The sequence below is a fragment of the Leifsonia sp. Root112D2 genome, from assembly GCF_001424905.1.
Taxonomy (GTDB): domain Bacteria; phylum Actinomycetota; class Actinomycetes; order Actinomycetales; family Microbacteriaceae; genus Root112D2.
On the sequence record NZ_LMCU01000002.1, the window covers coordinates 405,744 to 431,731 of the forward strand.

The following is a 25,988-nucleotide window of genomic DNA, read 5'->3' on the forward strand; positions in this document are numbered from 1 at the left end:
GTAATCTTCGACGCCATGTCTGCGGGCTATTCCCCGCCCTCCGGAATCGTAAAGGCCCACTCCGGCAGCATTCCCGTATCAAGAAGCGTCGCCAACAGTTGCGCCATGCCGTAGTGTTCGTCGATCGTCAGGGCGTCGTCGATGAAACGGCCGGCCACGCTGCCACGCCCGAGACTCCAGCTCAACCAGGCGAGCATGCACAACGGGGCCGGTCGGTTGCTGCGGGGAGCCAGCGCCACAAGCTTCTTGAGCAGCTCGATCGCCCGCTTCACCCGGTCGACGTTCGGGCGCTCGCCCGTCTGGCCCATCATCATCTCACCGATGAGGCGATCGTCAGGGTGCTGGCCCTGGGCAGAGTCGATTTCGGCGGCCACGATGTCATCCATGGACTTTCCTGTGGCCCGCTGGATGTCGGCGTGCTCCCGATTGGAGCGTTCGGCCGCCGCCCCGACGCCAGCGCCGAAGGCGAATTGAAGCATCGTCGCATCGCGGTTGGGCGGCCCTTGCAGTACGAAGATCATGACGGCGGCCCGCACGGCATCCAGTGTCTCGGGGTTCCAGCCGAGCGCCTGCTCGGCCAGGTTCACCGGGTCGAAGAGTGGCCCTGCCTCGTCTTCGAGCTCGTCCAGGGCCGCGGCAAGGCTCAGCGGAAGCGTCGCCGCTTCTTCATCGCCGACCTCCACGCTGAAATCCAGCAGCCTGCGAAGTTGCTTCATTGCGCGGGCGACGTTCTCGGTCTCGGCGAGATTCACGGTGGGAAGTCGGGCGAGGTCGTCGGGGGTGGAGAGCGCGGTGAGTGCAGACGGCGGCAGGCGATCGGCGACGGACGACTCGGCGATCAGCGACAGCGGATGCCCGTGCTCGGGTAGTTCCGCATCCAGGTAGGAGCCCCACCCATCCGCGGCCACGCAGAGCGCATCGCGCACGGCAAAGCCGCCAAGCTCGGCCCGGTCGATCAGCTTGCGCACGAGTTCGTCATGCGGGAGCGTGCCGCGGGTCTCGACACTCTCGTCGGTGTAGATGACCGGCACCACGGCATCCGCACCACGAATCTTGCAGACCATGCCGATGAGGGTGTTCGCGATGCGCTTGTGTACGGCGCGCGCGCCTGATTGCGGAAGATCCAGACGCAGGGTTCCGCAGGTGCGGTTTCCGCGGAACGCGACAAGCACGAGGCTGCGCTCGGGTCTGAAACTGACCAGGCGCGGTACGAAGGCGAGAAAATCCTGGGCGTCGGAGGCTTTGACGATGCTGTGCATTCCGCCATGTTGCCGTTGATGGTCGATATCGAGGTGGCGCATCGGCCGATCTGTGGAGAACGGCCTCAACTCATCCGCTGTGGATAACCATCGTGGCTCGCCGTGTGCAGCCTGTTGCTACCAGTTCTCCTCGAGAATTGCGGCGCGGCGGCGCAGCGCGGCGATCACAGAAACGACGGAAGAGACACCGCTCGGCACGCTGCGGCGACCAGCCGGCCCTTCTCCCGGGCTGCTCAACTCCTCGCGAAGCGCAGCGTGACCAGTTGGAACGGTCTCAGCAGCAGCGACACCGCATCCGCCGATGTCAACGTCATCGCCCGCGGGCCCGAATCTCGCTCGAGCAGGTCGGTCTCGCTCACCGCCGTCCAGGCGAAGCCGGGCACGACGGCCACGCGCGCCCGGGTGCCGAACGCCTCATACAGGCGCACCACCATGTCGCCGGAGCGGTCGCCTGCGAGCTTCACAGCCTCCACCACGACCGCAGGGTTGTCCACGCTCAGCAGCGGATCAATAGCCACAGCTCCGCGCAGGCGGCGCAACGGCAGGTTGAGGCGGTAGCCCTGTGCGACAGCCTCGGCGATGTCTGCACCGACGCGCAGCGACACCGTGAACTCGTGCTCACCCTGATCCGCATCGGGGTCGGGAAAGAGCGGTGCGCGCAGCAGCGAGACACGCACGACCGTTGCCGTGCCGCCGCTCGCAAGCGCGGTGCTGCGGATGTCGTGTCCGTAACTGGCATCGTTGGCTATCGCCACACCGAATCCCGGCTCTCCGACATGCACCCAGCGGTGCGCGGCGGTCTCGAAGCGAGCGGCATCCCATGAGGTGTTCATGTGCGTCGGTCGAAACACGTGACCGAATTGCACCTCGGATGCCGCACGCTCGGCGCGCACATCGAGCGGAAACGCCAGCTTGAGCAGCTTCTGTTTCTCGTGCCAATCAACGCGCGTACGAATGTCAATCGCGCCCGATTCGGTGTGCAGGCTCACCCGCTGTTCGATGCGGGAGTCACCCGTGGTTCGAACTATCACGACGGCGTCACCAGTCTGCGCGATCTGGATGCTTTCCGCGTCGGTCAACTCGCGAACGGTGCGCTTGTCCTCCTCGTCGATGTCCCAGGCATCCCACTGCCGCGGTGTGTCCCGAAAGAGCTGCAACAGGTTCGCCGGCGCGTCCTCGGGTATCGCCTCGCGCCCGCTTGCGAGGTCGATGGCGGAGACGAGCAGGCCGCGCGCATCAAGGCGGGCGCGCACGCGAGAGTTCTCGAGCACGAAATATCCGTCGATCTCGCGCACCGTTCCAACTTCCGCGGGCGCCGCGTTCGTGTCCACTGCGACAGCGCCGAGCGCTGGTATTCCGTCGCGGGCATATGGGCCGGCATTCACCATCATGTCCGTCTCGCCGGGACCGGTGAGGCTCGCCAGAGACGAGGCAATCCGCGCCTCGAGCGTCTCGGCGACCTCGGCATACGCCCGCTCAGCCTCCTGGTAGACCCACGCGATGGAGGAGCCGGGCAGGATGTCGTGGAACTGCTGCAGCAGAACTGTCTGCCAAACGGCATCCAGCTCCTCATACGGATACGCGTCGCCGCGCCGTACCGCCGCTGTCGCTGCCCACAACTCGGCCTCACGCAGCAGATGTTCGCTGCGACGGTTGCCGCGCTTGGTGCGAGCCTGCGAGGTGTAGGTGCCCCGGTGGAACTCGAGATAGAGCTCGCCCGACCACACGGGCGGGGAGGCATATTCCGCCTCGGCCGCCTCGAAGAACGCCCGTGGGCTGCTCAGCTCGACCCGGGGCGAACCCTCGAGATCGTGCGCACGACGGGCCGCGGCCAGCATCTCCCTGGTGGGCCCTCCCCCGCCGTCGCCGAAGCCGAACGGCACGAGCGAACTGTTTGCGGCGCCCTTCTCCGCATACTGGCGCTCGGCCCTGGCGAGTTCGAGCGCGGAGAGCTCGGAGTTGTACGTGTCCACCGGCGGAAAGTGTGTGAAGATGCGCGTGCCGTCGATGCCCTCCCACATAAAGGTGTGGTGCGGCATGCGGTTGGTCTCGTTCCACGAGATCTTCTGGGTCAGAAACCAGCGCGATCCGGCCGCTGCCACGATCTGCGGGAGCGCCGCCGAGTATCCGAAGGAGTCGGGCAGCCACACCTCCTCCGGTTCGACACCGAATTCGTCGAGGAAGAAGCGCTTGCCCATGATGAACTGGCGCGCCATCGCCTCACCACCCGGCAGATTCGTGTCCGATTCCACCCACATGCCGCCGACCGGCACGAAACGCCCCTCGGCCACCCGCTCGGCGACACGCGCATAGAGCTCGGGGTAGTACTGCTTGAGCCAGGCGTACTGCTGCGCACTGGAGGCGGCGAAGACGAAGTCCGGGTCCTCATCCATCAAAGCCAGCACGTTGGAGAAGGTGCGCGCGACCTTGCGCACGGTCTCGCGCACCGGCCACAGCCAGGCGCTGTCGATGTGGGCGTGACCGACGGCGCTCAGACGATGCGCGCTGGCGTAGGCAGGGCTGGCGAGTACCTCGGCGAGGGCGGCACGGCCAGCGCCCGCGGTGCCTGCAACATCATCCGGATCCATCTCATCGACGACCCGTTCGAGCGCACGCAGAATCTGGGCCCGGCGCGGCAACCCGGCAGGCAGTTCGCCGACGAGTCCGGTGAGGGTGCGGATGTCCTGCAGCAGCTCCCACACGGTCTCATCCAGCAGGGCGAGTTCGAGGCGCCGCATGCGATACGCCAGCGCGGTGCCTGCCGTCTCGGGGTCGCCGAGTTCTGTGGGCGCGAACGTCCAGGCACCGGCAACCTCCGGATTTGCCGCCGCCTCGATGTACAGATCGACGGATGCGCCGGGCGCGCCCACCGGAACGTACGGGTTGCGCGGTTCCACCGCCTTCACGATGGTGCCCTCGGGCGTCCATGCCGTGGCTTCGGCCTGAAAGCCGGGTGCCGAATCAGAGAATCCCAGATCGAGCACGAGTTCGGGGCGCGTGCCCTCGAGCGCCCATTCCGCGGGAACCTCGCCGCGTACGCGAAACCATACGGTGCCCCATGGAACACCCCAGGCGTCTCCGACGGCAAAAGGCTCAAAGGATGCCTGCACGGCGTCGGCGAATGACACGGGTTCACCCGGCGCCGCCCATGCCGTCAACTCGACGGCGTGGGTGTCGCGGTAGAGCGCGGCAACAAGCCTCTCCCGCACAAAGCGGGCTATTCTCAGTTCGGCGAGCGCGGAATCATCGTGCACGGGCTGCCCCTTCCGTTCCACGGTGCCGCGCAGCGTCGTCGCCAGCCTTCCGCACCCAGTGCACTCAGACTAGCGACGCGCCTCGCGAGCTACACCTCGTCGGTGACCGCGGCCGCGAACTGCGCGTTGTAGAGGTTGTAATACGCGCCGCCCGCAGCCAGCAGTTCGCTGTGCGTGCCCTGTTCCACAATGCTGCCCGACTCCATCACGAGAATGAGGTCGGCGTCGCGAATGGTCGAGAGTCGGTGCGCGATCACGAAACTTGTGCGATCCTTGCGCAGCGCCGACATGGCGTGCTGCACGAGCAGTTCGGTGCGCGTATCGACAGAACTTGTCGCCTCGTCCAGGATGAGCACACTCGGCCGAGCCAGGAACGCACGTGCGATGGTCAGCAGCTGCTTCTCCCCCGCGCTCACGTTCGAGCCCTCGTCGTCGAGCACGGTGTCGTAGCCGTCGGGCAGCGAATGCACGAAGCGGTCCACATAGGTGGCCTTCGCCGCGTCGAGAATCTCCTCTTCCGTCGCATCCGGCCGGCCGTAGGCGATGTTGTCGCGAATCGTGCCACCGAACAGCCAGGTGTCCTGCAACACCATGCCCATGCGGCTGCGCAGGTCACGACGCGTCATCGAGGCGACATCCACGCCGTCGAGCGTGATACGCCCCGCTCCCACCTCGTAGAAACGCATCATGAGGTTCACCAGCGTGGTCTTGCCCGCGCCCGTCGGGCCCACGATGGCGACCGTTTGTCCGGGCTCGGCGACCAGCGACAGGTCGTCGATAAGGGGCTTGTCCTCGCTGTAGCGGAACGACACGTCCTCGAACACGAGGCGGCCGCGCGTGCCGACCGGGCTCTCGGCGGGCGAGGGATCTTCGGACTGCTCGTCGGCATCCAGCAGCTCGAACACGCGCTCGGCGGATGCGACACCGGACTGCAGCAGATTGGCCATCGAACCGAGCTGCGCCAGCGGCTGGGTGAACTGCCTCGAGTACTGGATGAACGCCGTCACGTCACCGAGCTGCATGGCACCGGATGCCACCTGCAGCCCGCCGACAACGGCGATCGCCACGTACATGAGGTTTCCCACGAACGTCATCGACGGCATGATCAGCCCGGAGATGAACTGCGCACCGAAGCTGGCCTGGTACATCTCCTCGTTCTTCTGGCGGAACAGCTCCTCCACCTCGCGATGCCGCCCGAAGACCTTGACCAGCGCATGTCCGGTGAAGGCCTCCTCGATCTGGCCGTTGAGCTCTCCGGTGTGCTTCCACTGGTTCACGAAGTGCTTCTGCGAGCGCTTGGCGATCAGCACCGTGATGCCCAGCGTGAGCGGAATGGTGATGATGGCAATGAGCGCCAGCAGCGGCGAGACCACGAACATCATGATCAGCACCCCTATCACCGTCAGCAGCGAGGTGAGCAACTGGCTCATGGTCTGCTGCAGGGACTGCGAGATGTTGTCGATGTCGTTCGTGACGCGGCTGAGCAATTCGCCGCGCTGCATCGTGTCGAAGTAGCGCAACGGCAGGCGGTTGATCTTGGTCTCGACGTCTTCGCGCAGGCGGTAAACGGTGCGCTGCGTGATGCCGTTGAGAATGTAAGCCTGCAGCCAGCTGAAGACGGATGCCGCGATGTAGAGCGCAAGTACCCAGAACAGGATGGCACTCAGCGCACCGAAATCGATGCCGAGGCCCGGCGTCAGGTGCATGCCGCTGAGCAGATCTGCCTGCTGACCCTTGCCATCGGCGCGCAGCCCGGCGATGATCTGCTCGGCGGGCACCCCCTTCGGCAGCGACTTGGAGATGGCTCCGGCAAAGACCAGGTTGACGCCGTTGCCGAGCAGCTTGGGCCCGAGCACCGAGAACGTGACACTGACCACGGCCAGCACGGTCACCAGGATGACTCCCAGTCGCTCCGGGCGCAGCCGCCCGACAAGGCGCTTAGCGCTCGGCCCGAAGTTCATCGATTTCTCGACAGGGCCGCCCATTCCTCCGAACGGTCCACCGCCGCGCCGCGCCGGCGGACGCACCGGGGCCGGGCGTTCTTCTTCTGCCGTGTCGCTCATGCTGCCTCCTCCGCGGTGAGCTGCGACGAGACGATCTCGGCGTAGGTCTCGGATGATTCGAGTAGTTCTTCGTGCGTGCCGCGTGCGACGATCCTGCCGTCCTCGAGCACGAGAATCTGGTCGGCATCGACGATGGTCGACACGCGTTGGGCCACTATGACGAATGTGGCACCCTGAACCTCGCGTTTCAGCGCGCGCCGCAGCCGTGAGTCCGTAGCCAGGTCCAGTGCCGAGAACGAGTCGTCGAAGATGTAGATCTCCGGCTTCTTCACGAGCGCACGGGCTATCGCCAGCCGTTGGCGCTGCCCGCCCGAAACGTTCGTTCCGCCCTGCGAAATTGGAGACTCCAGCCCGAGGGGCATGTCCTCGACGAAGTCCCGGCCCTGCGCGATTCGCAGCGCCTCCCACAGCTCGTCATCCGTGGCATCCGGCTTGCCATAGCGCAGGTTGCTCGCGACCGTGCCCGAGAACAGATACGGTTTCTGCGGCACCAGTCCGATGCGTGACCAGAGCAGATCGGGGTCGAGCTCGGCAACATCCACGCCGTCGACCATCACTATGCCGCTCGTCGCGTCGAAGAGCCGGGGCAGAAGATTGACGAGTGTGGTCTTGCCCGCACCGGTCGAACCGATGATGGCGGTGGTCTTGCCGGTCTCGGCCAGCAGGCTGATGTCGCTGAGCACGGGCTGTTCAGCACCCGGGTAGGCAAAGCCCACGTCGAGCAGCTCGATGGTGCCACGGCCGTTCAGCTCGGTGATGGGGTTCTCCGGCAGCCGCACACTCGAGTCGGTGTTCAGCACCTCGGCGATGCGATCGGCGCAGACCGCCGCGCGCGGCACCATGACGGCCATGAAGGTGGCCATCATGACGGCCATCAGAATCTGCATGAGATAGCTGAGAAAAGCGGTGAGGGTGCCGACCTGCATCGATCCATCCTCGACGCGGAATCCGCCGAACCAGATCACCGCGACGCTGGAAACGTTCAGCACCAGCATCACGATGGGGAACATGAGGGCGAACAGGCGCCCGGCCCGCAGCGCGGTATCGGTCACCTCGTCGTTGGCGACGCCGAAGCGCTTGGTCTCGATGTCTTCACGCACGAAGGCGCGCACCACGCGGATGCCGGTGAGCTGTTCGCGCAGCACCCGGTTCACGTTGTCGATGCGCTTCTGCATCAGCCGGAACAACGGAACCATGCGCACCACGATGAAGCTGATAGCAATGAGCAACACCGGCACGCTGACGGCGATGAGCCACGACAACTCGAGGTCCTGCTGCATGGCCAGCACGATGCCGCCGATGGCCATGATGGGCGCCGAGACGAGCAGGGTGCAGGTCATGAGCACGAGCATCTGCACCTGCTGCACGTCGTTGGTGTTGCGCGTGATGAGTGAGGGGGCGCCGAAGTGCGACACCTCACGCTCGCTGAACTCGCCGACGCGGTGGAAGATGGCGCCGCGCAGATCGCGGCCGAGGCGCATGGCGGCTTTGGCTCCGAAGTAGACGGCGGCGATGGAGCACAGAATCTGCAGAAGCGTGACCCCGAGCATGAGCGCGCCCGTCGACATGATGTAGCCGATGTCACCCTTGGTGACCCCGAAGTCGATGATGTCGCCATTGAGCTTGGGCAGGAACAGCGAGGAGACGGTCTGCACGAGCTGGAACACCACGACGGCGACGAGCAGCTTCCAGTGCGGCCGCAGGTAACGACCGAGCAGTTTGAGCAGCATGGAGCTTCTTTCTGTAGTGAGTATCAGGTGTCACGTTTCGAGGCGGATGCCGGCCGGCTGATTCCGTGCAACAGCAGGGCGGTGATCTCTGCGGCGTCGAACGGAGCGCCGTCGCTGAGCTGCGGCAGGGTTGCCGCGAGGGTGACCGAGCGAATCATCTGTGCAATGCGAACCGGTTCGAATGCCAGTTCGCGCTCGTGCGGTTTGAGCAGGCGATCAATGATGAAGGCGAAGTCTCGTCGCGCATCCGGTTCGGGCGGCCTGGAGAACTCGCCGAGGGCGGCCATGAGGTGGAAGACCGCCTCGAAGCGATACCGCAGCAGCGTGACGAGCGTAAACACCTTGTCGTCGAGGCTGAGGGACACATCGATGCGCCGCAGCTCGGCGCGAAACGGCTCGGGGTCGAGATGCTTGGCGGCGACCGCGGTGATGAGGCTCTCTTTGTCGCCGAATGCTCGAAAGATCGTGCCCTCGGCCAGACCCGCCGCCTCGGCGAGCTGCCTCGACGTGACGGCACGGCCGTATTCGATGATCACCGGGGTGACCGCCGCGATGATCATCTCCTGACGGTCCTCGACGGAGAGAGGCTGCGCGCGTCTGGTGGCTGGGGTCACCCGTTCACACTAAATGAGTGAGCGCTCACTCGCAACATGACAAATGTCACGAATCCGTGCCGGGCGGCCTCAGTACCAGTAGTCGTGGCGCAGCCGCGAGTATGCCCCGAGGTAGCGGTGCTCCTGCGTGTGCCACAGCTTCTGGGTGCCGCGCAGCGGCAGCTCCACGGCGGGCAGATAACGCACGGTCGAATCTGAGAACGCAGTCTTGAAGCGGTAGAGACCCGCCGACGAACTGGACTCCACCGCATCCGGAGCCGGGATGTTGCCCAGTTCGTAGCGCGTGACGCCCCTGTTGCGCAGATCCCGGATGATCTCCCACTGCAGGTAGCGCGGCGCCATCAGCTTGGGCTTGGACCGCGTCGAGCCGCCGTCTTTGTACCAGCCGGTGGTTCCATACGTGAACACGAAGGCGCCGGCGAGGATCTCGCCCTCGTGACTGGCGAAGTACAGCGCGCCCTGGTCGTGGCCGGCAAAGGCGTTCCACGCGGTGCTCAGATAGTTCCTGTCGCGAAAGAATGCGCCGGAGCGGTCCTTGGTCACGTTGACCAGACCGACCATCGTGGAGATGTTCTCCTCGGTGAGAGGCACGCGCTCCACCGTCACGCCCGCCTTCTCTGCCGAGCGCACCTCGTAACGCGCCCGCTTCTTGAAGCGAGCGAACGCCTCCTCCTCGGTGCCACTCACATCGAGCGCCACGGCAAAGCGATACTGCGAGGCCCGCGTGCGCATCCAGCCGTTCTCCAGAAAAGTGGCAAGCACCTCGTCGTCGTCATGCTGGAAAAACTCCAGCTTGACCGCGAAGTCCTTCGCGCTCGCGTGCCTGCGCACGGCCTCGGTGAGCGCGGGAACCGCATCTTTTTTCACCCCGGCCACCCGCGGGGCGTGCAGAAGCGTCCCGAGCGCGGGCACCCCCCGGCGAAAGAGCTGCACGGGCAGCGGTGACGCATCGGCTCCCAGCCGGGAAACCTTCCAGGGCGTGTGAACCTTGGTGTCGGCCCAGGCATCCGACTGCATGAAATGGGGGTCTGGCTGGCCGGCGAGCACCGCCGAATCCCAGGCCGAGGGTGCGGCTGGCGTCGTCTCAGACGATGTCATCGAGTGGTCTCCTCACCGTTCGCACGTTCGAGAGACACTACGCGAAGATCTGCGAGATGGTCGAAATCTGCTCGGCCGACGGATGCCACGCGGTGGCGGCATCCGCGTTCGCCGTGATCTGCTCGGGCCGGGTGGCCCCGGCAATCACACTCGTGAGCGACGGCTGGTTCAGCAGCCAGGCGAACGTGGCCTCGAGCATGCTCACGCCGCTGTCGTCGCAGAACGCCTGGTAGCGCTCGATCTTCTCCCACGGCGCGCCATCGAGCAGGTGCTTGCGCGTGTGCATGATGCGGCTGTCGGCCGGGCCGCCCTCGCGCGTGAACTTACCGGTGAACAGCCCGTTGTAGAGCGGAAAGAAGGGAAGAAAACCGAGACCATACGCGCCGACCGCCGGCAGAACCTCGCGCTCGGCGTCGCGAGCGAGCAGGCTGTATTCGTTCTGGGCCGAAATGAACTTCGGATGCCCGGCCGCCGCGGCCGTGAACTCGGCCTCGGCGATCTGCCAGCCGGCCAGGTTGGAGTGGCCGATGTAGCGGATCTTGCCCTCGGTGATGAGGTCGTCGAGGGTGGCGAGCGTCTCCTCGATGGGTGTGTTCGCGTCCGGGTGATGCAGCTGGTACAGGTCGATCCAGTCGGTCTGCAGGCGCTTCAGCGAGGCCTCGACGGCAAGGCGGATGTACCGCCTCGAGCCGCGCGCATTCCAGTCGGGGCCGTTGGCGCCGGCCATGTCCATACCGAATTTCGTGGCGAGCACGATCTTCTCACGCTTGCCCTTCAGCGCGTTGCCCATCAGGGTCTCGGAGAGACCGCGTTGCCTGCCGTAGATGTCTGCGGTGTCGAAGAGGGTGACGCCGGCCTCGATCGCCGCGTCGATGACGGCATTGGTGCCCTCCTGCGTTTCGGTGGCAGTCTTCTCGCGACCGAAGTTGTTGCAGCCGAGGCCGATGGTCGAGACGATGAGGCCCGACGGGCCGAGCGGACGGTATTCAATCTGAGCCATGCCCCCAGTCTATTTAGCTTTGGGCGACTGCCCCTCTCCTGCACAGCGGATGCCCACCCCGCTTTCTCGACAGGGGCCCCGCGCCGCGCCGACGCTGTCGGCGCCCGTCGTTACAGTGAAAGCACCGAGACCGAGGAGCACGCCATGACGACCGATCCCACCACCATTGAAGCCGTGAACACCGCGGATGCAAGCGATGCAGCCGCAGTACGGCCGGCACTGGTGACCGGCGCGGACGGCCGCGCGCGCTGCGCCTGGTCGGCATCCGATGACGAGTACCGCCGTTATCACGACGAGGAATGGGGGCGGCAGCTGCGCGACGACCGCGCCTTGTTCGAAAAACTCTGCCTCGAAGGCTTCCAGGCCGGGCTCTCGTGGATCACCATCCTCAAGCGCCGGCCAGCGTTTCGCGAGGTCTTTCACGGCTTCGAGGTCGAGCGGGTTGCCGACATGACAGAGGCGGATGTCGAGCGCCTGCTGGGCGACGCCCGCATCATCCGCCATCGCGGCAAGATCGAGGCCGCCATCGGCAACGCCCGAGTGACCCGCGAGCTCGGCGAGAGTCTCGCCGAGCTCATGTGGGGCTTCGCGCCGACCGCCGACGATCGCATCCGCCCCGCCGCCTTTGCCGACATTCCGGCCGTCACCGCGGAGTCGACCGCACTCAGCAAGGAACTCCGACGCCGCGGCTACCGCTTCGTCGGGCCCACCACCATGTACGCCCTGATGCAGTCCGCAGGCATGGTCGACGATCACGTCGAGGGCTGCTGGCGCGCGGCCTGACTGCGCCCGATTCACGTCGTTTTTGCAACGCATCCCCGCCCGGGCAAGGGTGCATTGCGAGACCGGGGTGAAATGTGCCCGCTGGCACGAAGTGAAGCCGGGCCGACGATGGCTTTGACGTTTCGCATGTAGACGCAATGAATGACCAGTGCCCGCTCGTGCCCGACCGCAGGCGGATTCGCAACTGTCACCACGTGCCCATGCTGTCAATCTCAGCGCGATTGGAAAACGCTGAGCCACCGATACGCCGGCCCGACAGTCTGTGGGAGGGGTATTTCGACCTGAAGTACCATCACAACGAGGGCGCTCAGGCATCATCTCCTTGGCTTCGCCCTCCTTTGGTCGGTGCACAGTGCTCAGACTGTGTTCGCGATGAGCCCTGATTGAGCATATCTCACTTTTCTGGCAAGAGCACTAGTCCCGGGCTAAAAAAGGTTCACAGCTTTCTGCGCATCGCCACAGGAATCATCGCCGAGGCTGGCGCGACCAGCTCCAACTCCCCCGCGGCGCCCCACGTGAGGTCGAAGCCGACTGACTGAGCCCAGTCGATCAGTTGCGGCACACTCTGCATGGCCACTCCGCCCTCCAGAAGCGCGCGGGCGAAAAGCCCCTTACTGCGCTTGTTGAAATGGTTGAGTGCCCGCCTGCCGTCGTCATCGCCCGAGACCACCCGCAGATACAGCGAGTTCTCGTGTACGGGCGCCGGACCAAGTTTCGTGTACCCCTCCGAGCGCAGATCCAGAACCAGTCCGGCTTCACCCTCGAAGGCGGATGCGACGGGGCGCGCCCACGTCGCCGCGAGCGAGAGTGCGTTCGAACCTATCGCCAGCCGTGAGTCCCAGGAGAGCCGATACGCGGGGATGCCGTCCAGCGCAGCGACCGGCCCCAGCAGCGCTGAGTGCACGACAAGGTGTTCATGCGCGAAAGCCCGAGCATGCTCGTTCAGGGTTGCCGGCTCCAGCGCGTCGAACAACACACCGGTGTAGCGGTCGATGGCGGGCATCGTCGGGGAGCTTGTGATGGCACGATTGCGTGCTACCTCGTCGTGCTGTCGCGGTCCGAGCTTCAGCGCGGCGATCATGGCCGCCTTATCGCGGGCCAACGCGCGCACCGAGCGCAGAACACGTGATCGCACCGGCGCGAGGCTGGCGAATCGGAGGCTCTTCAGCAGTAGTGGGGCGTCGACATCACCGCCGTCGCGTTTGGTCTCGGACGGCGGAAGCAGAATGAGCACGCGGTCAGCCGGTGAGGAAGGCGAGGGCGGTATCGACGTTCTCGCCAAGCGGGGCGACGGTGTCGACGGTTACCCGCGGCAACGCTGCGCTCTTGCCCTTCCACTCGTCATAGCCCTCGACGCTCTGCTCGACGGCTCGCCACGAGACTTCCTCGAAGTGCGGCAGATTGCGCACCCGCTTCTCCAGCCGAGCCCGATGCACATCCGCATCGGAGCAGACCACCTCGACCACCCGCAGCCTGACGCCGGCACGCGCGGCCAAGTCCCGCCACTGCAGCCTGGCCGGTTCCACCGCATTCACGGCGTCCACGACGACCGTGCGACCCGACGCAAGAGCCTGCTCTGCCATGGTCTCGGCGACCAGGTACGCCGCAAGCCCGGTCGGCTGGTCGGCTTCGATACCCGCGCTGAGAATGGCGGATTCGATCGGATCGACAGACACGATGACCGCGCCGAGCCGAGCACCGAGAACCTCGGCGATGGTCGACTTGCCCGTGCCGGGCAGGCCCGCCATGGCGACCAGAGTCGGAATGCTCAGATCTCCGAAATGGCGCTCGATCGCAGCCCCCGATGCGTCGGCCATGATCGGCTAGACCAGTTCTGCCCGACGGGCCACGATCGTGACCGTGTCGTTCTCTACGGAGACAAAGCCATCTTCGGCCTCAGCCTTGATTGCCGCGCCGTCCACGAGCGTGAGCCGCACCTCGCCGGAGGCGAGAATCGCCAGCAGGGGCTCGTGACCGGCAAGAATACCGATCTCACCCTCCACCGTCTTGGCGACGACCATGCTCGCCTCGCCGGACCACACCTCGTGGTCCGCCGAGACGACGCTCACCTTCAGGGGCGAAGCCATGCTTAGCCGTTCTCCTTCTGAATCTGAGCCCACTTCTCTTCGACGTCGGAGATCGCACCGACGTTGAAGAAGGCCTGAACCGCGACGCTGTCGAAGTCACCACGGGCGATGGCGTCGAACGACTCGATGGTGTCCTTGAGCGGAACCGTCGAACCCTCGACACCCGTGAACTTCTTGGCCATATAGGTGTTCTGCGACAGGAACTGCTGGATGCGACGCGCACGGTTGACCGTGACCTTGTCTTCCTCAGACAGCTCATCGACACCGAGGATGGCGATGATCTCCTGGAGTTCCTTGTTCTTCTGCAGAATCTGCTTGACCGTCGTGGCCACGCGGTAGTGGTCCTCGCCCAGGTAGCGGGGGTCGAGGATGCGCGAGGTCGAGGTGAGCGGGTCAACCGCGGGGTACAGACCCTGCGATGCGATCTCACGTGACAGCTCGGTAGTGGCGTCAAGGTGCGCGAAGGTGGTCGCTGGCGCCGGGTCGGTGTAGTCATCCGCCGGCACGTAGATGGCCTGCAGCGAGGTGATCGAGTGACCACGCGTCGAGGTGATGCGCTCCTGAAGCACACCCATCTCATCGGCGAGGTTCGGCTGGTAGCCCACCGCGGACGGCATGCGGCCGAGCAGAGTCGAGACCTCGGAACCGGCCTGCGTGAAGCGGAAGATGTTGTCGATGAAGAGCAGCACGTCCTGCTTCTGCACATCGCGGAAGTACTCCGCCATGGTCAGCGCAGAGAGCGCCACGCGCAGACGCGTGCCCGGCGGCTCGTCCATCTGGCCGAAGACAAGCGCTGTCTTGTCGAAGACGCCCGCCTCCTCCATCTCGTGGATGAGGTCGTTGCCCTCGCGGGTACGCTCGCCGACACCGGCGAACACCGAAACACCACCGTGGTTCTGGGCGACCCGCTGGATCATCTCCTGGATGAGCACCGTCTTGCCGACACCGGCGCCACCGAACAGTCCGATCTTGCCACCCTGCACATACGGGGTGAGCAGGTCGATGACCTTGATGCCGGTCTCGAACATATTCGTCTTCGACTCGAGCTGGTCGAATGCGGGTGCCTTGCGGTGGATGGGCCAGCGCTCGGTGATCTCGAGCTTCTCTCCCGGTTCGGTGTCGAGCACGTCACCGATCACGTTGAAGACGTGACCGAGAGTGACATCGCCGACGGGCACCGAGATCGGGGCGCCGGTGTCCCGCACCTCCTGACCGCGAACGAGACCGTCGGTCGGCTTCAGCGCGATGGCGCGCACAACATCGTCACCGAGGTGCTGGGCAACCTCGAGCGTGATCTCCTGGGAGTCCTCGCCGATGGTGACCGTGGTCTTCAGCGCGTTGTAGATGCCAGGGATGGAGTCATGCGGAAACTCGATGTCGACGACGGGGCCCGTGACGCGAGCGATGCGGCCCACTGCAGCGGCGTCGGACTCGGTCGCAGCCTGTGTTTCGGCGGGTGCGGTCGGTGTCATTGCTCTTCTCTTCTCTCTACGCCAAAGGTATTACTTCGATGAGGCCAGTGCATCGGCCCCACCAACGATCTCGGAAATCTGCTGGGTGATCTCGGACTGGCGAGCGTTGTTCGCGAGCCGGGTGTAGCTGGTGATGAGCTTGTCGGCGTTGTCGCTGGCCGACTTCATCGCCTTCTGGGTCGCCGCATGCTTGGATGCCGCCGACTGCAGCATCGCATTGAAGATGCGGCTCTCGATGTACACCGGAAGCAGCGCGTCGAGCACCGTCTCGGCATCCGGTTCGAATTCGTACAATGGCAACACATCGCTTTGAGCGGGCTCTTCCATGCCCTCGACGACCTCGAGTGGCAGCAGCCGAACGACCTCGGGAAGCTGCGTCAGCATGCTCACGAAACGGTTGTAGATGACGTGAATTTCGTCGACGCCGCCATCGGATGCCTCGCGCAGGAACGTTGCGAGCAGCGCCTCGCCGATCTCCTGGGCCGTGTCGAACTGCGGTGCGTCCGTTCCACCGATCCACGTGCGCTCGGAGGCACGCTGACGGAAGGTGAAGTACCCGGCCGGCTTGCGCCCCACGAGAAAGTAGATGACCTCTTTGCCCTGGCTGCGCAGAAGCTCAGCCAACTTCTCGGATTCCTTCAGCACGTTGGAGTTGAAGGCGCCAGCCAGACCGCGGTCGGAACCGAAGATGACTATCGCCGCGCGCTCGATCTTTTCCGGCTCGGTCGTGAGCACGTGCTCGACGTTCGAATACGTGGCGACGGCCGACACGGCACGAGTGATGGCGCGCGCATACGGGGTGGATGCCGCAACCCGAGCCTGCGCCTTCTGAATGCGCGAGGCCGAGATGAGCTCCATGGCCCGAGTGATCTTCTTGGTCGTCTGGGCAGACCTGATCTTCTGCCGGTAGACCCGAAGTTGCGCTCCCATGTCTCTCCCGTTGTCCTTAGTAGTTTGTTATTCGGTCCCTGAGCCTGTCGAAGGGCCTAGCGGCGGCCCTTCACGATCTTCTCCTGGTTGACGTCTTCCTCGTCGATCGCATCGAACTCTTCCTTGCCGGCCGAGGCGAGCGGCTTGCCCTCGCCCGTCTGGAACTCGAGCTTGAACTTGTCGATCTCGGTGCCCAGCGTCTCGACCGTCTCGTCGCTGAGCGCGTTGGTCTCGCGCAATGTGTCGAGCACCTGAGTGTTGCGCCGCAGGTGATCGAGCAACTCACTCTCGAAGCGCAGGATGTCTTCGACGGGAACCTCGTCGAGCTTGCCATTGGTGCCGGCCCAGATCGAGACGACCTGCTCCTCGACGGGGAACGGTGAGTACTGCGGCTGCTTGAGCAACTCCGTGAGCCGGGCGCCGCGGTCGAGCTGGCGGCGGCTGGCCGCATCCAGGTCGGAGGCGAACATCGCGAATGCCTCGAGCGCACGGTACTGGGCGAGCTCGAGCTTGAGCGTTCCCGAGACCTTCTTGATGCTCTTGACCTGCGCATCGCCACCAACACGAGAGACCGAGATGCCGACGTCGACAGCGGGGCGCTGGTTGGCGTTGAACAGGTCGGACTGCAGGAAGATCTGGCCGTCGGTGATCGAGATCACGTTGGTCGGAATGTACGCGGAGACGTCGTTGGCCTTGGTCTCGATGATGGGCAGACCCGTCATGGAGCCGGCACCGAGCTCGTCGGAGAGCTTGGCACAACGCTCGAGCAGACGGGAGTGCAGATAGAAGACGTCACCGGGGTAAGCCTCGCGGCCCGGCGGGCGACGCAGCAGCAGCGATACGGCGCGGTAGGCCTCGGCCTGCTTCGACAGGTCATCGAAGATGATGAGAACGTGCTTGCCGCTGTACATCCAGTGCTGGCCGATGGCCGAGCCGGTGTACGGGGCGAGGTACTTGAAGCCGGCGGGGTCTGACGCGGGGGCGGCGACGATGGTGGTGTACTCCATCGCACCGGCATCTTCGAGCGCACCCTTGATGCCGGCGATCGTCGAACCCTTCTGGCCGATGGCCACGTAGATGCAGCGCACCTGCTTGTTCGTGTCGCCGGACTCCCAGTTGGCCTTCTGGTTGATGATCGTGTCGATGGCGATGGCGGTCTTGCCGGTCTGGCGGTCGCCGATGATCAACTGGCGCTGTCCGCGGCCGACGGGGATCATGGCGTCGATGGCCTTGATGCCGGTCTGCAGCGGCTCGTGCACGCTCTTGCGCTGCATGACGCCGGGCGCCTGCAGTTCAAGGGCACGACGCGCATCCGTGGCGATTTCGCCGAGGCCATCGATCGGTGCACCCAGCGGGTCGACGACACGGCCGAGGTAGCCGTCGCCGACGGCGACGGAGAGCACCTCACCCGTGCGGGTGACCTCCATGCCCTCGACGATGCCCGCGAACTCACCGAGCACGATGACGCCGATCTCGTTCTCGTCGAGGTTCTGGGCCAGGCCCAGGGTGCCGTCGGAGAAACGAATGAGCTCGTTGGCCATGACGCCGGGCAGGCCCTCGACGTGCGCGATGCCGTCAGAGGCGTCGATGACGTGGCCGACCTCGGTGGCCGCCGCCTTGTCCGGCTCGTACGAGCCCACGAAGTCCTTGAGAGCGTCGCGGATCTCATCGGGGCTGATCGTTAGTTCTGCCATCTTTCGTTCCTCTTCTTATTTGGGACCGTGTCCCGCATGCGTGTGTAAATACCGGAATGACCTTGGGCAGGTCAGCCCGCAAGTTTGAGTTTGACGTCGCCGAGGCGCGAGGCGATGGTGCCGTCGATCACGTCGTCGCCGATCTGCACGCGCAGCCCGCCGATGACCGCAGGGTCGATGACCTGGTTGACGGTGAGATTCGCCCCGTATCGCTTCGACAGTCCAGATGCGAGTCGCTCGAGCTGAGCGGGCGCGATGGCCGTCGCAGAGGTGACGGTGGCGATGGCTTGACCGGCCTGGTCCGCCACGATGGCCGCCGAACGCTGAAGAGCGACGCGCAGGCGCCGTCCCCGCGGCTGCGACACGAGCTGTCGCACGATCGCCAGCGTGCCATCGGCTGCCTTGCCCGACAATAGCTTCTCCAGCACCGCCGTCTTGGCCGAGGGATCGCCCAGCTTGCTGCCCAGTGCGAGCTCAAGCTCAGCATTGGAGGTTACTGCCGCACCGAACGCGAACAACTCCGACTCGATCGAGGTGTCTTTGCGGGCCGAGGCGGCAACCGCACGAATACCCAACTCCTCGATGCCGGCAAGCACATCGTCCTGGTTCGACCAGCGCTGTGCTGCCACGGTTTCCAGCAGTGAGACGGCAGGCTTGGAGAGCTGCGACGCGAAGATACGCGAGATAAGCGCGGACTTGCCCGCCGCATCCGCCGACGGGTCACTGATCACCGCACGCAACTGCGCAGAGTCGCCGATGGCCCGAGCGGCCGCAAACAGATCTTCTGCCGTCGCCAGATCGGCCGTGGTGCCCAGTGCGGCCAGAGCCGCCTTCGAGCCGGCCAGTGCTTCTCTGGTGGCGCTGCCCATTAGTTACTCGACCCAGCCTTATTCGAGCCCGCCTTGCGTGCCTCGTCGGCCTCGATCTCGGCGAGGAACCGGTCAACAATGCCCGATGCCTTCGAGTCGTCGTTCAGGCTTTCGCCGATGACACCGGATGCCAGGTCAAGCGCGAGCGAACCCACCTCGCTGCGCAGCGAGACCACTGCGGCCTGACGCTCTGCCTCGATCTGGGCCTGGGCGTTCGCCGTCACGCGGGCGGCCTCTGCGGTCGCCTGCTCCTTGAGCTCGGCGAGAATCTTCTTGCCGTCTTCACGGGCCTGCTCACGAATCTGACCGGCCTCGACCCGCGCCTCGGCAAGCTGAGCGGTGTACTCCTCGAGCACGGACTCGGCCTTCTGCTGGGCCTCGTCAGCCTTCGCGATATTGCCTTCGATGGCCGCCGAGCGCTCGTCGAGCAGCGTGATGAACTTCGGCAGCGCGATCTTCCAGAAGAAGAACAGGATGACGAGAAAGCACAGCGTCGCCCAGATGAGGTCAGCGGGCTCCGGGATCAGCGGATTGTGCGTTGCCTCCGCTGTCTTCAGTAGCGCGTGAAACATCATGTCTCCTCTAAGAATGTCGATAAAAGGGTGCGCGGCTTTACGGCATGAAGAAGTAGGTAGCGATACCGATGAACGCGAGCGCCTCGGTGAATGCGATACCGATGTACATCAGAACCTGCAGGCGACCGGCGAGCTCAGGCTGGCGAGCAACGCCCTCAATGGTCTTGCCGACAACGAGGCCGATGCCGACACCGGCGCCGATGGCCGAGAGACCGAATCCGATGGTTCCGACGTTTCCGCTGACGGTGTTGGCCGCAGCGAGAATGGTTGGGACGTCCACGTGATTTTCCTTCCGTAGTGATGAATGCGGCGGTTGCCGAATTCTTCGTTAGTGCTCTTCAGCCAGCGCGAGCTGGATGTAGACGGTGGTGAGTATCGCAAAGATGTAGGCCTGCAGAACGATGATCAGCAGCTCGAACACCGTGAAGGCGAAGCCGAAGACCAGCGTTCCGGCGCCGAACAGCTTGAACAGACCGGGTGCCTCGAAGAGGAACCACTGGGTGCCGGTGAAGAACAGCACGAGCAGCAGGTGCCCGACGATCATGTTCATCACGAGACGAAGCGTGAGGGTGAACGGCCGCACCAGGAAGGTGGAGACGAACTCGATCGGGGTGATCAGAACGTAGAGCCCCTTGGGAACCCCGGGCGGGAACAGCGCGTTCCTGAAAAAGTTGCCCGGGGACTTCTTGACGCCCGCGTAGATGAATGCGATGTATGCCACGACGGCCAGCAGCAGCGGCACACCGATGACGGATGTTCCCGCGATGTTGAGCAGGGGAATGACGCCGGTCACGTTCATGGCCACGACCATGAAGAACACCGTCGTGATCAGGGGCAGGAAGCGACGGCCGTCTTTGCGACCGAGCAGGTCTTCCACGATGTTCACACGAACGAAGTCGAGACCCATCTCGACGATGCTCTGGCCACGGGTCGGAACAACCTTCATGCGCCGCGTACCGAGCCAGAACACGACAAGGATCAGGGCAACCGCAAGGAAGCGGATGATCATGATGCGGTTGATCTCGAAGGCGGTGCCCTCGAAGAAGATGGCAGGCGGGAAGAACTCATTGATCGAGGGACCGACGAAGGGCGGAACGTCATTCGCGGTCTGGACCAGCAGGTTCACAGCGTTAGCTAACAGCGCTATCTCCTGTTTCAGGGCGTCGAGCTAAAGCTCAAAGCGACGATGAGTATTGTGACACCGCGAGCATCCATTTGTGACATGGAACGTGGTGGGGAAACTCCGTTTACTCTACAAGAATTTCGGGCCGAGAACGAATCGAAGTGCTTCAGCCGCGCTTCTCGTCGCCCGGCAACCGCGCGTCACTGGCATACGGAAGTCGACTGCGCATGATGACGATCAGGTCGACGGCAAGCGAGCCGATCACCCCCGCCACGAGGCAGATGAAAGTCACGGTGGGATTCAGCCAGGGCTGCCCCTTCAGGCTCACGAGCAGCACGAAGAATGCGACGAATTTCACCATCCAGGAGCCGAGCACAATGCCAAAGAAGGCCCCGAAGAACATCTCGGATCCCATGAACCGATTGGCTATCAGGATGCTGATCGCCGTGATGCCGAGAAAGACGACGGCCATCGCCGTGCCCACGAGCGCACCGGCGACTCCCGTCCAGCCGACGAAGATGTAGCCGAGAACGGCGCCGACAACGGCGATGCCCAGCGCGAGCAGCGCTCCGTACCGCAGCACACGGGCCAGCACCGCGTTGGAGGCCGGAACAATCCTGGTGGGGGCCGCAGGCGTGGTCGGTGGCCCGGCGTCTGGTGCGGGTGACGGTGGGGGCTGGGTCATGAGGTCTCCTTGTGGGCGGATGCCGCGGCATCCGTCTGCGGCGCAGTCGTTGCGACGGCGGGCTCGGGGGCCTTCTCGAGTGCATCGAGATGGGCGAAGGCGGCTGTCTCGAGGGTGTCAAGCGGGGCGCGCTCGGCTCGTATCTGCTCAGCCTTGCGGCGGCTCAGTGGAGCGAAAGTAATGACCGCACAGATCACGAGGCCGACCGCCATGAAGGCGATGGCCATCCAGTACGGGGGAAAGAAGAACAGCAGGCAGCCGATTGAAAGCACGGCCGTCCAGCCGTAGAAGATCAACACGGCGTGCAGGCGCGTGTGCCCCATGTCGACAAGCCGGTGGTGCAAATGCTTGCGGTCGGCACTGAACGGCGATTTTCCCGCCCGCAATCGCCGGAACACCGCGAGCGCGAAGTCCAGGATCGGCACGATCAGCACCGCCAGCGGCAGGATGATCGGGATGAAAGCGGGAACCAGCTGCGAGCGACCGACCTCGGAGAACGCCGATGGGTCGATGTTGCCTGTCACCGAGATGGCGGATGTCGCCATCAGCAGACCTATCAGGTATGCCCCGGCATCGCCCATGAATAGCTTCGCCGGATGCCAGTTCAGTGGCAGGAATCCCGCGCAGGCACCCACGAGAATCGCCGCAATGACCGAGGCGAGGCTGAAGTAGTTGCTCGGGCTGGTCTCGCGGTTGAGCAGGTAGGTATAGACGAGGAAGACGCCGTTTGCGATGAGGCTCACGCCGGCGACCAGGCCGTCGAGGCCATCGATGAAGTTGATGGCATTCATCACGAAGACAATGGCGAAGACGGTCATCGCCAGGCTCATCCACGAGGATCCGACGGTGCGTTGCCCGCCGATGGGCAACGAGTAGATCTGCACACCGAGCCAGGCAACGAGTCCCGCCGCCACGAACTGTCCGGCGAGCTTGGTCACCCAGTCGAGATCCCAGATGTCGTCGGCCACACCGATGACCACGATGAGCAGTGCGGCGCCGAGAATGGCGAACACGGGCGACGGATCGGCGAAGACCACGTTGAGGGTCGGAAACTGCGACGCGATGGCGAAGGCCACCCCGAACGCGCAGAGAATGCCCACGAACATCGCAATGCCGCCGAGCCGCGGGGTCGGCAGCGTGTGCATGTCACGGGCCCGGATCTTCGGGTACAGCTTGTACTTGAGGCTCACCCGGTACACCACTATCGACAGGCCGAAGGTGATGACGCCCGTGAGGAGTGCGAGAACCAGGAGAAGGATCACGAGGTGACCGGGTCTTCTCGCACCGCGTCCTCGCCGTCGGTGTCTTGATCGCCGGTGCCCTGATCGTTGTCGGTGTCGTCGCCGGCAGCGCCCTGGTCGTCGTCGCGCTCAAGGGCGTCGCCGACGACAGCGCGGATTCGCTCGGCCGAGATCGTGCCGTGACGCAGAATGCGCAGGGGGCCCTCGCCCGCTGCGAACGCCGTCGCGTCCACGATCGTGGACGACAGGCCGATGACGGCATCCGGGTCGACTTCGGCCGGAACGGTGCCCTGCAGGTAGACCTCGACCGCGTCACCGAGCATGGCCTCGGCGCCGGCGGCATCGATGGCGGCAGGCTGGCCGGTCAGATTCGCGGATGAGACGGCCAGCGGCCCCGTCTCGGCCAGCAGCTCGAGCGCCAGCTTGTCTGCCGGCATACGCAATGCCACCGTTCCCCTGGTCTCCCCCAGGTCCCATGACAGCGATGGCTGTGCGGGAAGCACGATAGTGAGCCCCCCGGGCCAGAACTCGGCGACGAGGTCTCTCACGACATCCGGAACGCTCGCGGCGAGCGCGTCGAGCGTCGGCAGGCCAGGGATGAGTACGGGCGGCGGCGACTGGCGACCACGACCCTTTGCATCGAGCAGCCTCTGCACGGCCTGCGGGCTGAATGCGTCAGCGGCCACACCGTAGACGGTGTCGGTGGGGATCACGACGAGCTCGCCGCGACCGATTGCGGTGCGCGCGAGCCTCATACCGGTCAGGAGATCTGCCTCGAGGGAACAGTCGTAGATGGGAGCCATGTCGGGCCTAATGATAGTTGGTGAACCCGGGCCGATCCTGTCAACTGTGAGACTGCGGCGCGCCCGGGGTGAGTTTTCGCCGCCGTTCAGGGTTGGGCGTTCCAGCGCTCCATAACGCGCAGCCCGTGTTCGAAGCCGAGCTCGCTGAGCGCGGCGGTACTGAGCGTCAGCAGCGCGCCGTCGGCTGCCGGCAACCCCAGCCAGCGCGCCGCCAGAATGCGCAGCACGTGAGCATGGGCGAACAGCAGGGCATCCTCGCCCGCCGCCAGCACCGGCGCGAGACGATCAATGACCGCGTCGACTCTCGCGCCGACATGCTCGACCGTCTCCCCCGCAGCGGGGTATGTACTCGTTCCGCTCTTCCAGACGGTCCAATCCGCTCCAAGATCTGCCTGGATCTCGCCGGTGCTGCGCCCCTCGTACACGCCGTAATCCCACTCGACGAGGTTCGCATCGGTCTCGGCACCAGCGAATCCGGCCAGCTCGGCGGTGCGGACGGCGCGTCGGCGCGGGCTGGTGAGCACGACGCCGAAGCTGCGGCCGGCCAGTGCGGCGCCCGCCCGCCTGGCCTGCTCCTCGCCTGCCGGGGTGAGGTCGATATCCGTGACGCCGGTGTGCCGGTTATCGCGACTCCATTCGGTTTCGCCGTGCCGCACGAGCACGAGGCTTCCCGGTTCAGGTGTCGTCGCCGGCAGCCTGCTGTTGTCACTCACGATGATGTTCGCCCCTGACGCCGTACTTTCGAAGCGGCAGCGTGAGTACGCCGCCGCATCTGCGAGCTTAATCGATTCGCTTCGTCGCCGGTTCGGCTATTGCGTATCGCATATACTGTGTGTATCGTATACTGCGTACGGAGCACACTGTATATGACGCACACAACAGAAAGGGAGAGCCATGACATCCGACGCCATGATCGTCGCCACCGGTCTTCGCAAGTCCTACGGCGGCCACGCCGTGCTGGACGGAGTCGATATTCGCGTGAACCGAGGCGAGATCTTCGCCATGCTGGGCCCGAATGGCGCCGGCAAGACCACGACCGTGAACATTCTCACCACCCTGATCAAGCCGGATGCCGGAACCGCACGAATCGCGGGCCACGAACTGGCCCGACGCTCCGCGATGGTACGCAGCGCGATAAGCCTGACCGGCCAATATGCCTCGGTAGACGAGTTCCAGACCGGCGAGGAAAACCTGCGCATGATGTGCACCCTGGCTCATCTCGGTGGCCGCGCGGCCAAGGCGCGCACCGCCCGGCTGCTCGCGCAATTCGAGCTCGTGCACGCCGCCAAGCGCCTGGTGAGCACATATTCGGGAGGGATGCGACGACGCCTTGACCTGGCCATCAGTCTCGTCGCGAGCCCGTCTGTCGTCTTTCTCGACGAGCCGACCACCGGACTCGACCCGCGCAGCCGCGCGCAGATGTGGGAGATCGTGCGCGAGCTCGCCGCCGAAGGAACGACGATCTTTCTCACGACCCAGTACCTGGAGGAGGCAGACCAGCTCGCGGACCGCATCGCGGTACTCGACGGTGGTCGTGTGATCGCCGAGGGCACTGCCGACGAATTGAAGTCGCGACTCAGCGGCGAGCACGTCGAGTTCGCCTTCGACGACGCCGCGAGCTTCGCCGCGGCAAGCGCGCTGACCATCGTCGGTGCTCACGCCGACCCCGAGACCCTCAGCCTGCGTGTGCCGACGACCAACCCGGTGGAGACCATCGGCAGCGTGCTGGCCCATGCCGGTGAACGCGGACTGACCATCGCCAACATCACCATCATCAAGCCGAGTCTCGATGACGTCTTCCTGGCGCTCACCGGGCACGCGGCATCCACCGATACCGCGGCTGCAGGGCAGTCCGCCGAGACCGAGGAGGTCGCAGCATGACCGCAGTGAGCACACCCACCACCAGCACCGGCAGCGCCGGCACAGGCATCGGCTTCTCCACCGCCTTCACCGATGTCGGCGCCATGGCGGCCCGCGAACTGCGGCGCACCCTGCGCAGCGTGGACGCGATAGTCACCGCCCTGGTGATTCCGGTCTCGATCATGCTCGTTTTCGTCGTGGTCTTCGGCGGGGCCATTCAGCAGGACGGCGGCTACATCAACTATGTGGTTCCGGGAACACTGATTCTCTGCGCCGGATTCGGCTCGGCATCCACCGCCATCGCGGTGGCGCAGGACATGAAGAGCGGCACCATCAACCGGTTCAAGACGCTGCCGATCTTCGGGCCTTCCGTGCTCGTCGGGCACGTGGTGTCGAGCGTCGTGCGCAACCTCGTGGCGAGCGCTCTCGTCACGGCGGTGGCGCTCGCCCTCGGTTTTCGGCCACACGCCGAGCTGGCCGGCTGGATCGGTGCCGCCGCCTTCCTTGTGCTCGTCATTCTGGCCTTCACCTGGCTGAGTTGCGCGGCAGGCCTCGTGCTCAGCGTGGATGCGGCGGGCAGCATCAACTTCGTGTTCCTGTTCCTGCCCTATATTTCCAGCGGTTTCGTCGCCACCGACACCATGCCCGACTGGCTCGGCGGCTTCGCGAAGTACCAGCCGTACACGCCCATCATCGAGACCCTGCGCGCGCTACTGAACGGCACCGATCCCGGAGCACAGCTCTGGCCGGCGCTCGCCTGGCTGGTGGGGATTCTCGTGGTCGGCTACGTCGCATCCGTCGCTCTGTATCGGCGTCGCACGGCGCACTGACCGCACGGGAGAGGGACG

Annotated in this window: 23 protein-coding genes and 1 pseudogene; 3 read left to right on the top strand and 21 right to left on the bottom strand. The window is 64.9% G+C overall.

Annotation, left to right across the window (positions count from 1 at the left end):
• Positions 1 to 26 precede the first annotated feature (26 nt).
• From ASC63_RS15715 to ASC63_RS15745, 7 genes and pseudogenes are all read right to left on the bottom strand, one after another.
• Positions 27 to 1,259: a DUF4192 domain-containing protein gene (locus tag ASC63_RS15715; protein ID WP_162242911.1), complete on the bottom strand. Its 1,233-nt coding sequence runs from the start codon at positions 1,257 to 1,259 to the stop codon at positions 27 to 29.
• 233 nt (positions 1,260 to 1,492) lie between these two features.
• Positions 1,493 to 4,513 (bottom strand): alpha-mannosidase, encoded by a 3,021-nt coding sequence (locus ASC63_RS15720; protein ID WP_055816664.1) that lies wholly within the window; start codon positions 4,511 to 4,513, stop codon positions 1,493 to 1,495.
• An 89-nt stretch (positions 4,514 to 4,602) separates the two neighbouring features.
• Positions 4,603 to 6,576: an ABC transporter ATP-binding protein gene (locus ASC63_RS15725; protein WP_055816503.1), complete on the bottom strand. Its 1,974-nt coding sequence runs from the start codon at positions 6,574 to 6,576 to the stop codon at positions 4,603 to 4,605.
• Complete coding sequence (locus ASC63_RS15730) at positions 6,573 to 8,306, bottom strand: ABC transporter ATP-binding protein (protein WP_055816505.1); 1,734 nt, start codon at positions 8,304 to 8,306, stop codon at positions 6,573 to 6,575. Before ASC63_RS15730 ends, ASC63_RS15725 begins: the two co-directional genes overlap by 4 nt.
• Positions 8,307 to 8,737: 431 nt before the next feature.
• Positions 8,738 to 8,866: pseudogene (locus tag ASC63_RS16880) on the bottom strand (TetR family transcriptional regulator); the annotation flags it as partial.
• Between the two features lie 123 nt (positions 8,867 to 8,989).
• Positions 8,990 to 10,018 carry a lipid II:glycine glycyltransferase FemX gene (locus ASC63_RS15740; protein WP_055816510.1) on the bottom strand — a complete coding sequence of 343 codons (1,029 nt, stop codon included), beginning with the start codon at positions 10,016 to 10,018 and terminating at the stop codon, positions 8,990 to 8,992.
• Between the two features lie 37 nt (positions 10,019 to 10,055).
• Positions 10,056 to 11,018 carry an aldo/keto reductase gene (locus tag ASC63_RS15745; RefSeq protein WP_055816512.1) on the bottom strand — a complete coding sequence of 321 codons (963 nt, stop codon included), beginning with the start codon at positions 11,016 to 11,018 and terminating at the stop codon, positions 10,056 to 10,058.
• Between the two features lie 144 nt (positions 11,019 to 11,162).
• Between ASC63_RS15745 and ASC63_RS15750 the strand changes: the two genes are divergently transcribed.
• Positions 11,163 to 11,801 (top strand): DNA-3-methyladenine glycosylase I, encoded by a 639-nt coding sequence (locus tag ASC63_RS15750; RefSeq protein ID WP_055816514.1) that lies wholly within the window; start codon positions 11,163 to 11,165, stop codon positions 11,799 to 11,801.
• Between the two features lie 436 nt (positions 11,802 to 12,237).
• Here ASC63_RS15750 and ASC63_RS15755 read toward each other — a convergent pair whose 3' ends face one another.
• From ASC63_RS15755 to ASC63_RS15820, 14 genes are all read right to left on the bottom strand, one after another.
• Complete coding sequence (locus tag ASC63_RS15755; RefSeq protein WP_055816516.1) at positions 12,238 to 13,035, bottom strand: YaaA family protein; 798 nt, start codon at positions 13,033 to 13,035, stop codon at positions 12,238 to 12,240.
• Positions 13,036 to 13,039: 4 nt separating this feature from the next.
• On the bottom strand, positions 13,040 to 13,618 hold the full coding sequence (locus ASC63_RS15760) for an AAA family ATPase (RefSeq protein WP_055816518.1): 579 nt from the start codon (positions 13,616 to 13,618) through the stop codon (positions 13,040 to 13,042).
• Between the two features lie 6 nt (positions 13,619 to 13,624).
• Entirely contained in the window at positions 13,625 to 13,888 is a 264-nt protein-coding gene (locus ASC63_RS15765) for a F0F1 ATP synthase subunit epsilon (RefSeq protein ID WP_055816520.1), read from the bottom strand.
• 2 nt (positions 13,889 to 13,890) lie between these two features.
• Positions 13,891 to 15,360 (bottom strand): F0F1 ATP synthase subunit beta, encoded by a 1,470-nt coding sequence (atpD, locus tag ASC63_RS15770; protein ID WP_055816522.1) that lies wholly within the window; start codon positions 15,358 to 15,360, stop codon positions 13,891 to 13,893.
• Between the two features lie 30 nt (positions 15,361 to 15,390).
• Positions 15,391 to 16,290 carry a F0F1 ATP synthase subunit gamma gene (locus tag ASC63_RS15775; RefSeq protein ID WP_055816525.1) on the bottom strand — a complete coding sequence of 300 codons (900 nt, stop codon included), beginning with the start codon at positions 16,288 to 16,290 and terminating at the stop codon, positions 15,391 to 15,393.
• A gap of 56 nt (positions 16,291 to 16,346) precedes the next feature.
• On the bottom strand, positions 16,347 to 17,984 hold the full coding sequence (gene atpA / locus ASC63_RS15780) for a F0F1 ATP synthase subunit alpha (RefSeq protein ID WP_055816527.1): 1,638 nt from the start codon (positions 17,982 to 17,984) through the stop codon (positions 16,347 to 16,349).
• A gap of 71 nt (positions 17,985 to 18,055) precedes the next feature.
• Complete coding sequence (locus ASC63_RS15785; RefSeq protein ID WP_055816528.1) at positions 18,056 to 18,853, bottom strand: F0F1 ATP synthase subunit delta; 798 nt, start codon at positions 18,851 to 18,853, stop codon at positions 18,056 to 18,058.
• Positions 18,853 to 19,425, bottom strand: a complete 573-nt coding sequence (locus ASC63_RS15790; RefSeq protein ID WP_055816665.1) for a F0F1 ATP synthase subunit B — start codon at positions 19,423 to 19,425, stop codon at positions 18,853 to 18,855. The genes ASC63_RS15785 and ASC63_RS15790 overlap by 1 nt, the downstream gene beginning before the upstream one ends.
• 40 nt (positions 19,426 to 19,465) lie before the next feature.
• A complete protein-coding gene (gene atpE / locus ASC63_RS15795) occupies positions 19,466 to 19,708 on the bottom strand; it encodes an ATP synthase F0 subunit C (protein WP_055816530.1) in 243 nt (80 codons plus the stop codon).
• A gap of 48 nt (positions 19,709 to 19,756) precedes the next feature.
• Positions 19,757 to 20,554, bottom strand: coding sequence for a F0F1 ATP synthase subunit A (gene atpB, locus ASC63_RS15800; protein ID WP_055816532.1), 798 nt, complete (start codon positions 20,552 to 20,554; stop codon positions 19,757 to 19,759).
• 163 nt (positions 20,555 to 20,717) lie between these two features.
• On the bottom strand, positions 20,718 to 21,236 hold the full coding sequence (locus ASC63_RS15805; RefSeq protein WP_082487924.1) for a hypothetical protein: 519 nt from the start codon (positions 21,234 to 21,236) through the stop codon (positions 20,718 to 20,720).
• Entirely contained in the window at positions 21,233 to 22,498 is a 1,266-nt protein-coding gene (locus ASC63_RS15810) for an MraY family glycosyltransferase (protein WP_055816534.1), read from the bottom strand. Before ASC63_RS15810 ends, ASC63_RS15805 begins: the two co-directional genes overlap by 4 nt.
• Positions 22,495 to 23,280, bottom strand: a complete 786-nt coding sequence (locus tag ASC63_RS15815; protein WP_082487925.1) for an L-threonylcarbamoyladenylate synthase — start codon at positions 23,278 to 23,280, stop codon at positions 22,495 to 22,497. Before ASC63_RS15815 ends, ASC63_RS15810 begins: the two co-directional genes overlap by 4 nt.
• 86 nt (positions 23,281 to 23,366) lie before the next feature.
• On the bottom strand, positions 23,367 to 23,993 hold the full coding sequence (locus ASC63_RS15820) for a histidine phosphatase family protein (protein ID WP_235492372.1): 627 nt from the start codon (positions 23,991 to 23,993) through the stop codon (positions 23,367 to 23,369).
• Positions 23,994 to 24,174: 181 nt separating this feature from the next.
• Between ASC63_RS15820 and ASC63_RS15825 the strand changes: the two genes are divergently transcribed.
• Together ASC63_RS15825 and ASC63_RS15830 are read left to right on the top strand one after the other, a co-directional pair.
• Complete coding sequence (locus tag ASC63_RS15825; RefSeq protein ID WP_055816536.1) at positions 24,175 to 25,161, top strand: ATP-binding cassette domain-containing protein; 987 nt, start codon at positions 24,175 to 24,177, stop codon at positions 25,159 to 25,161.
• A complete protein-coding gene (locus ASC63_RS15830) occupies positions 25,158 to 25,970 on the top strand; it encodes an ABC transporter permease (protein ID WP_200936949.1) in 813 nt (270 codons plus the stop codon). Before ASC63_RS15825 ends, ASC63_RS15830 begins: the two co-directional genes overlap by 4 nt.
• The last annotated feature ends 18 nt before the right edge of the window (positions 25,971 to 25,988 follow it).

Coding starts and splice junctions, on each gene's coding strand:
- ASC63_RS15715 (WP_162242911.1), bottom strand. CDS start 1,259: ATGCACAGCATCGTCAAAGCCTCCGACGCCCAGGATTTTCTCGCCTTC.
- ASC63_RS15725 (WP_055816503.1), bottom strand. CDS start 6,576: ATGAGCGACACGGCAGAAGAAGAACGCCCGGCCCCGGTGCGTCCGCCG.
- ASC63_RS15730 (WP_055816505.1), bottom strand. CDS start 8,306: ATGCTGCTCAAACTGCTCGGTCGTTACCTGCGGCCGCACTGGAAGCTG.
- ASC63_RS15740 (WP_055816510.1), bottom strand. CDS start 10,018: ATGACATCGTCTGAGACGACGCCAGCCGCACCCTCGGCCTGGGATTCG.
- ASC63_RS15745 (WP_055816512.1), bottom strand. CDS start 11,018: ATGGCTCAGATTGAATACCGTCCGCTCGGCCCGTCGGGCCTCATCGTC.
- ASC63_RS15750 (WP_055816514.1), top strand. CDS start 11,163: ATGACGACCGATCCCACCACCATTGAAGCCGTGAACACCGCGGATGCA.
- ASC63_RS15760 (WP_055816518.1), bottom strand. CDS start 13,618: ATGGCCGACGCATCGGGGGCTGCGATCGAGCGCCATTTCGGAGATCTG.
- ASC63_RS15765 (WP_055816520.1), bottom strand. CDS start 13,888: ATGGCTTCGCCCCTGAAGGTGAGCGTCGTCTCGGCGGACCACGAGGTG.
- atpD (WP_055816522.1), bottom strand. CDS start 15,360: ATGACACCGACCGCACCCGCCGAAACACAGGCTGCGACCGAGTCCGAC.
- ASC63_RS15775 (WP_055816525.1), bottom strand. CDS start 16,290: ATGGGAGCGCAACTTCGGGTCTACCGGCAGAAGATCAGGTCTGCCCAG.
- atpA (WP_055816527.1), bottom strand. CDS start 17,984: ATGGCAGAACTAACGATCAGCCCCGATGAGATCCGCGACGCTCTCAAG.
- ASC63_RS15785 (WP_055816528.1), bottom strand. CDS start 18,853: ATGGGCAGCGCCACCAGAGAAGCACTGGCCGGCTCGAAGGCGGCTCTG.
- ASC63_RS15790 (WP_055816665.1), bottom strand. CDS start 19,425: ATGTTTCACGCGCTACTGAAGACAGCGGAGGCAACGCACAATCCGCTG.
- ASC63_RS15805 (WP_082487924.1), bottom strand. CDS start 21,236: ATGACCCAGCCCCCACCGTCACCCGCACCAGACGCCGGGCCACCGACC.
- ASC63_RS15815 (WP_082487925.1), bottom strand. CDS start 23,280: ATGGCTCCCATCTACGACTGTTCCCTCGAGGCAGATCTCCTGACCGGT.
- ASC63_RS15825 (WP_055816536.1), top strand. CDS start 24,175: ATGACATCCGACGCCATGATCGTCGCCACCGGTCTTCGCAAGTCCTAC.
- ASC63_RS15830 (WP_200936949.1), top strand. CDS start 25,158: ATGACCGCAGTGAGCACACCCACCACCAGCACCGGCAGCGCCGGCACA.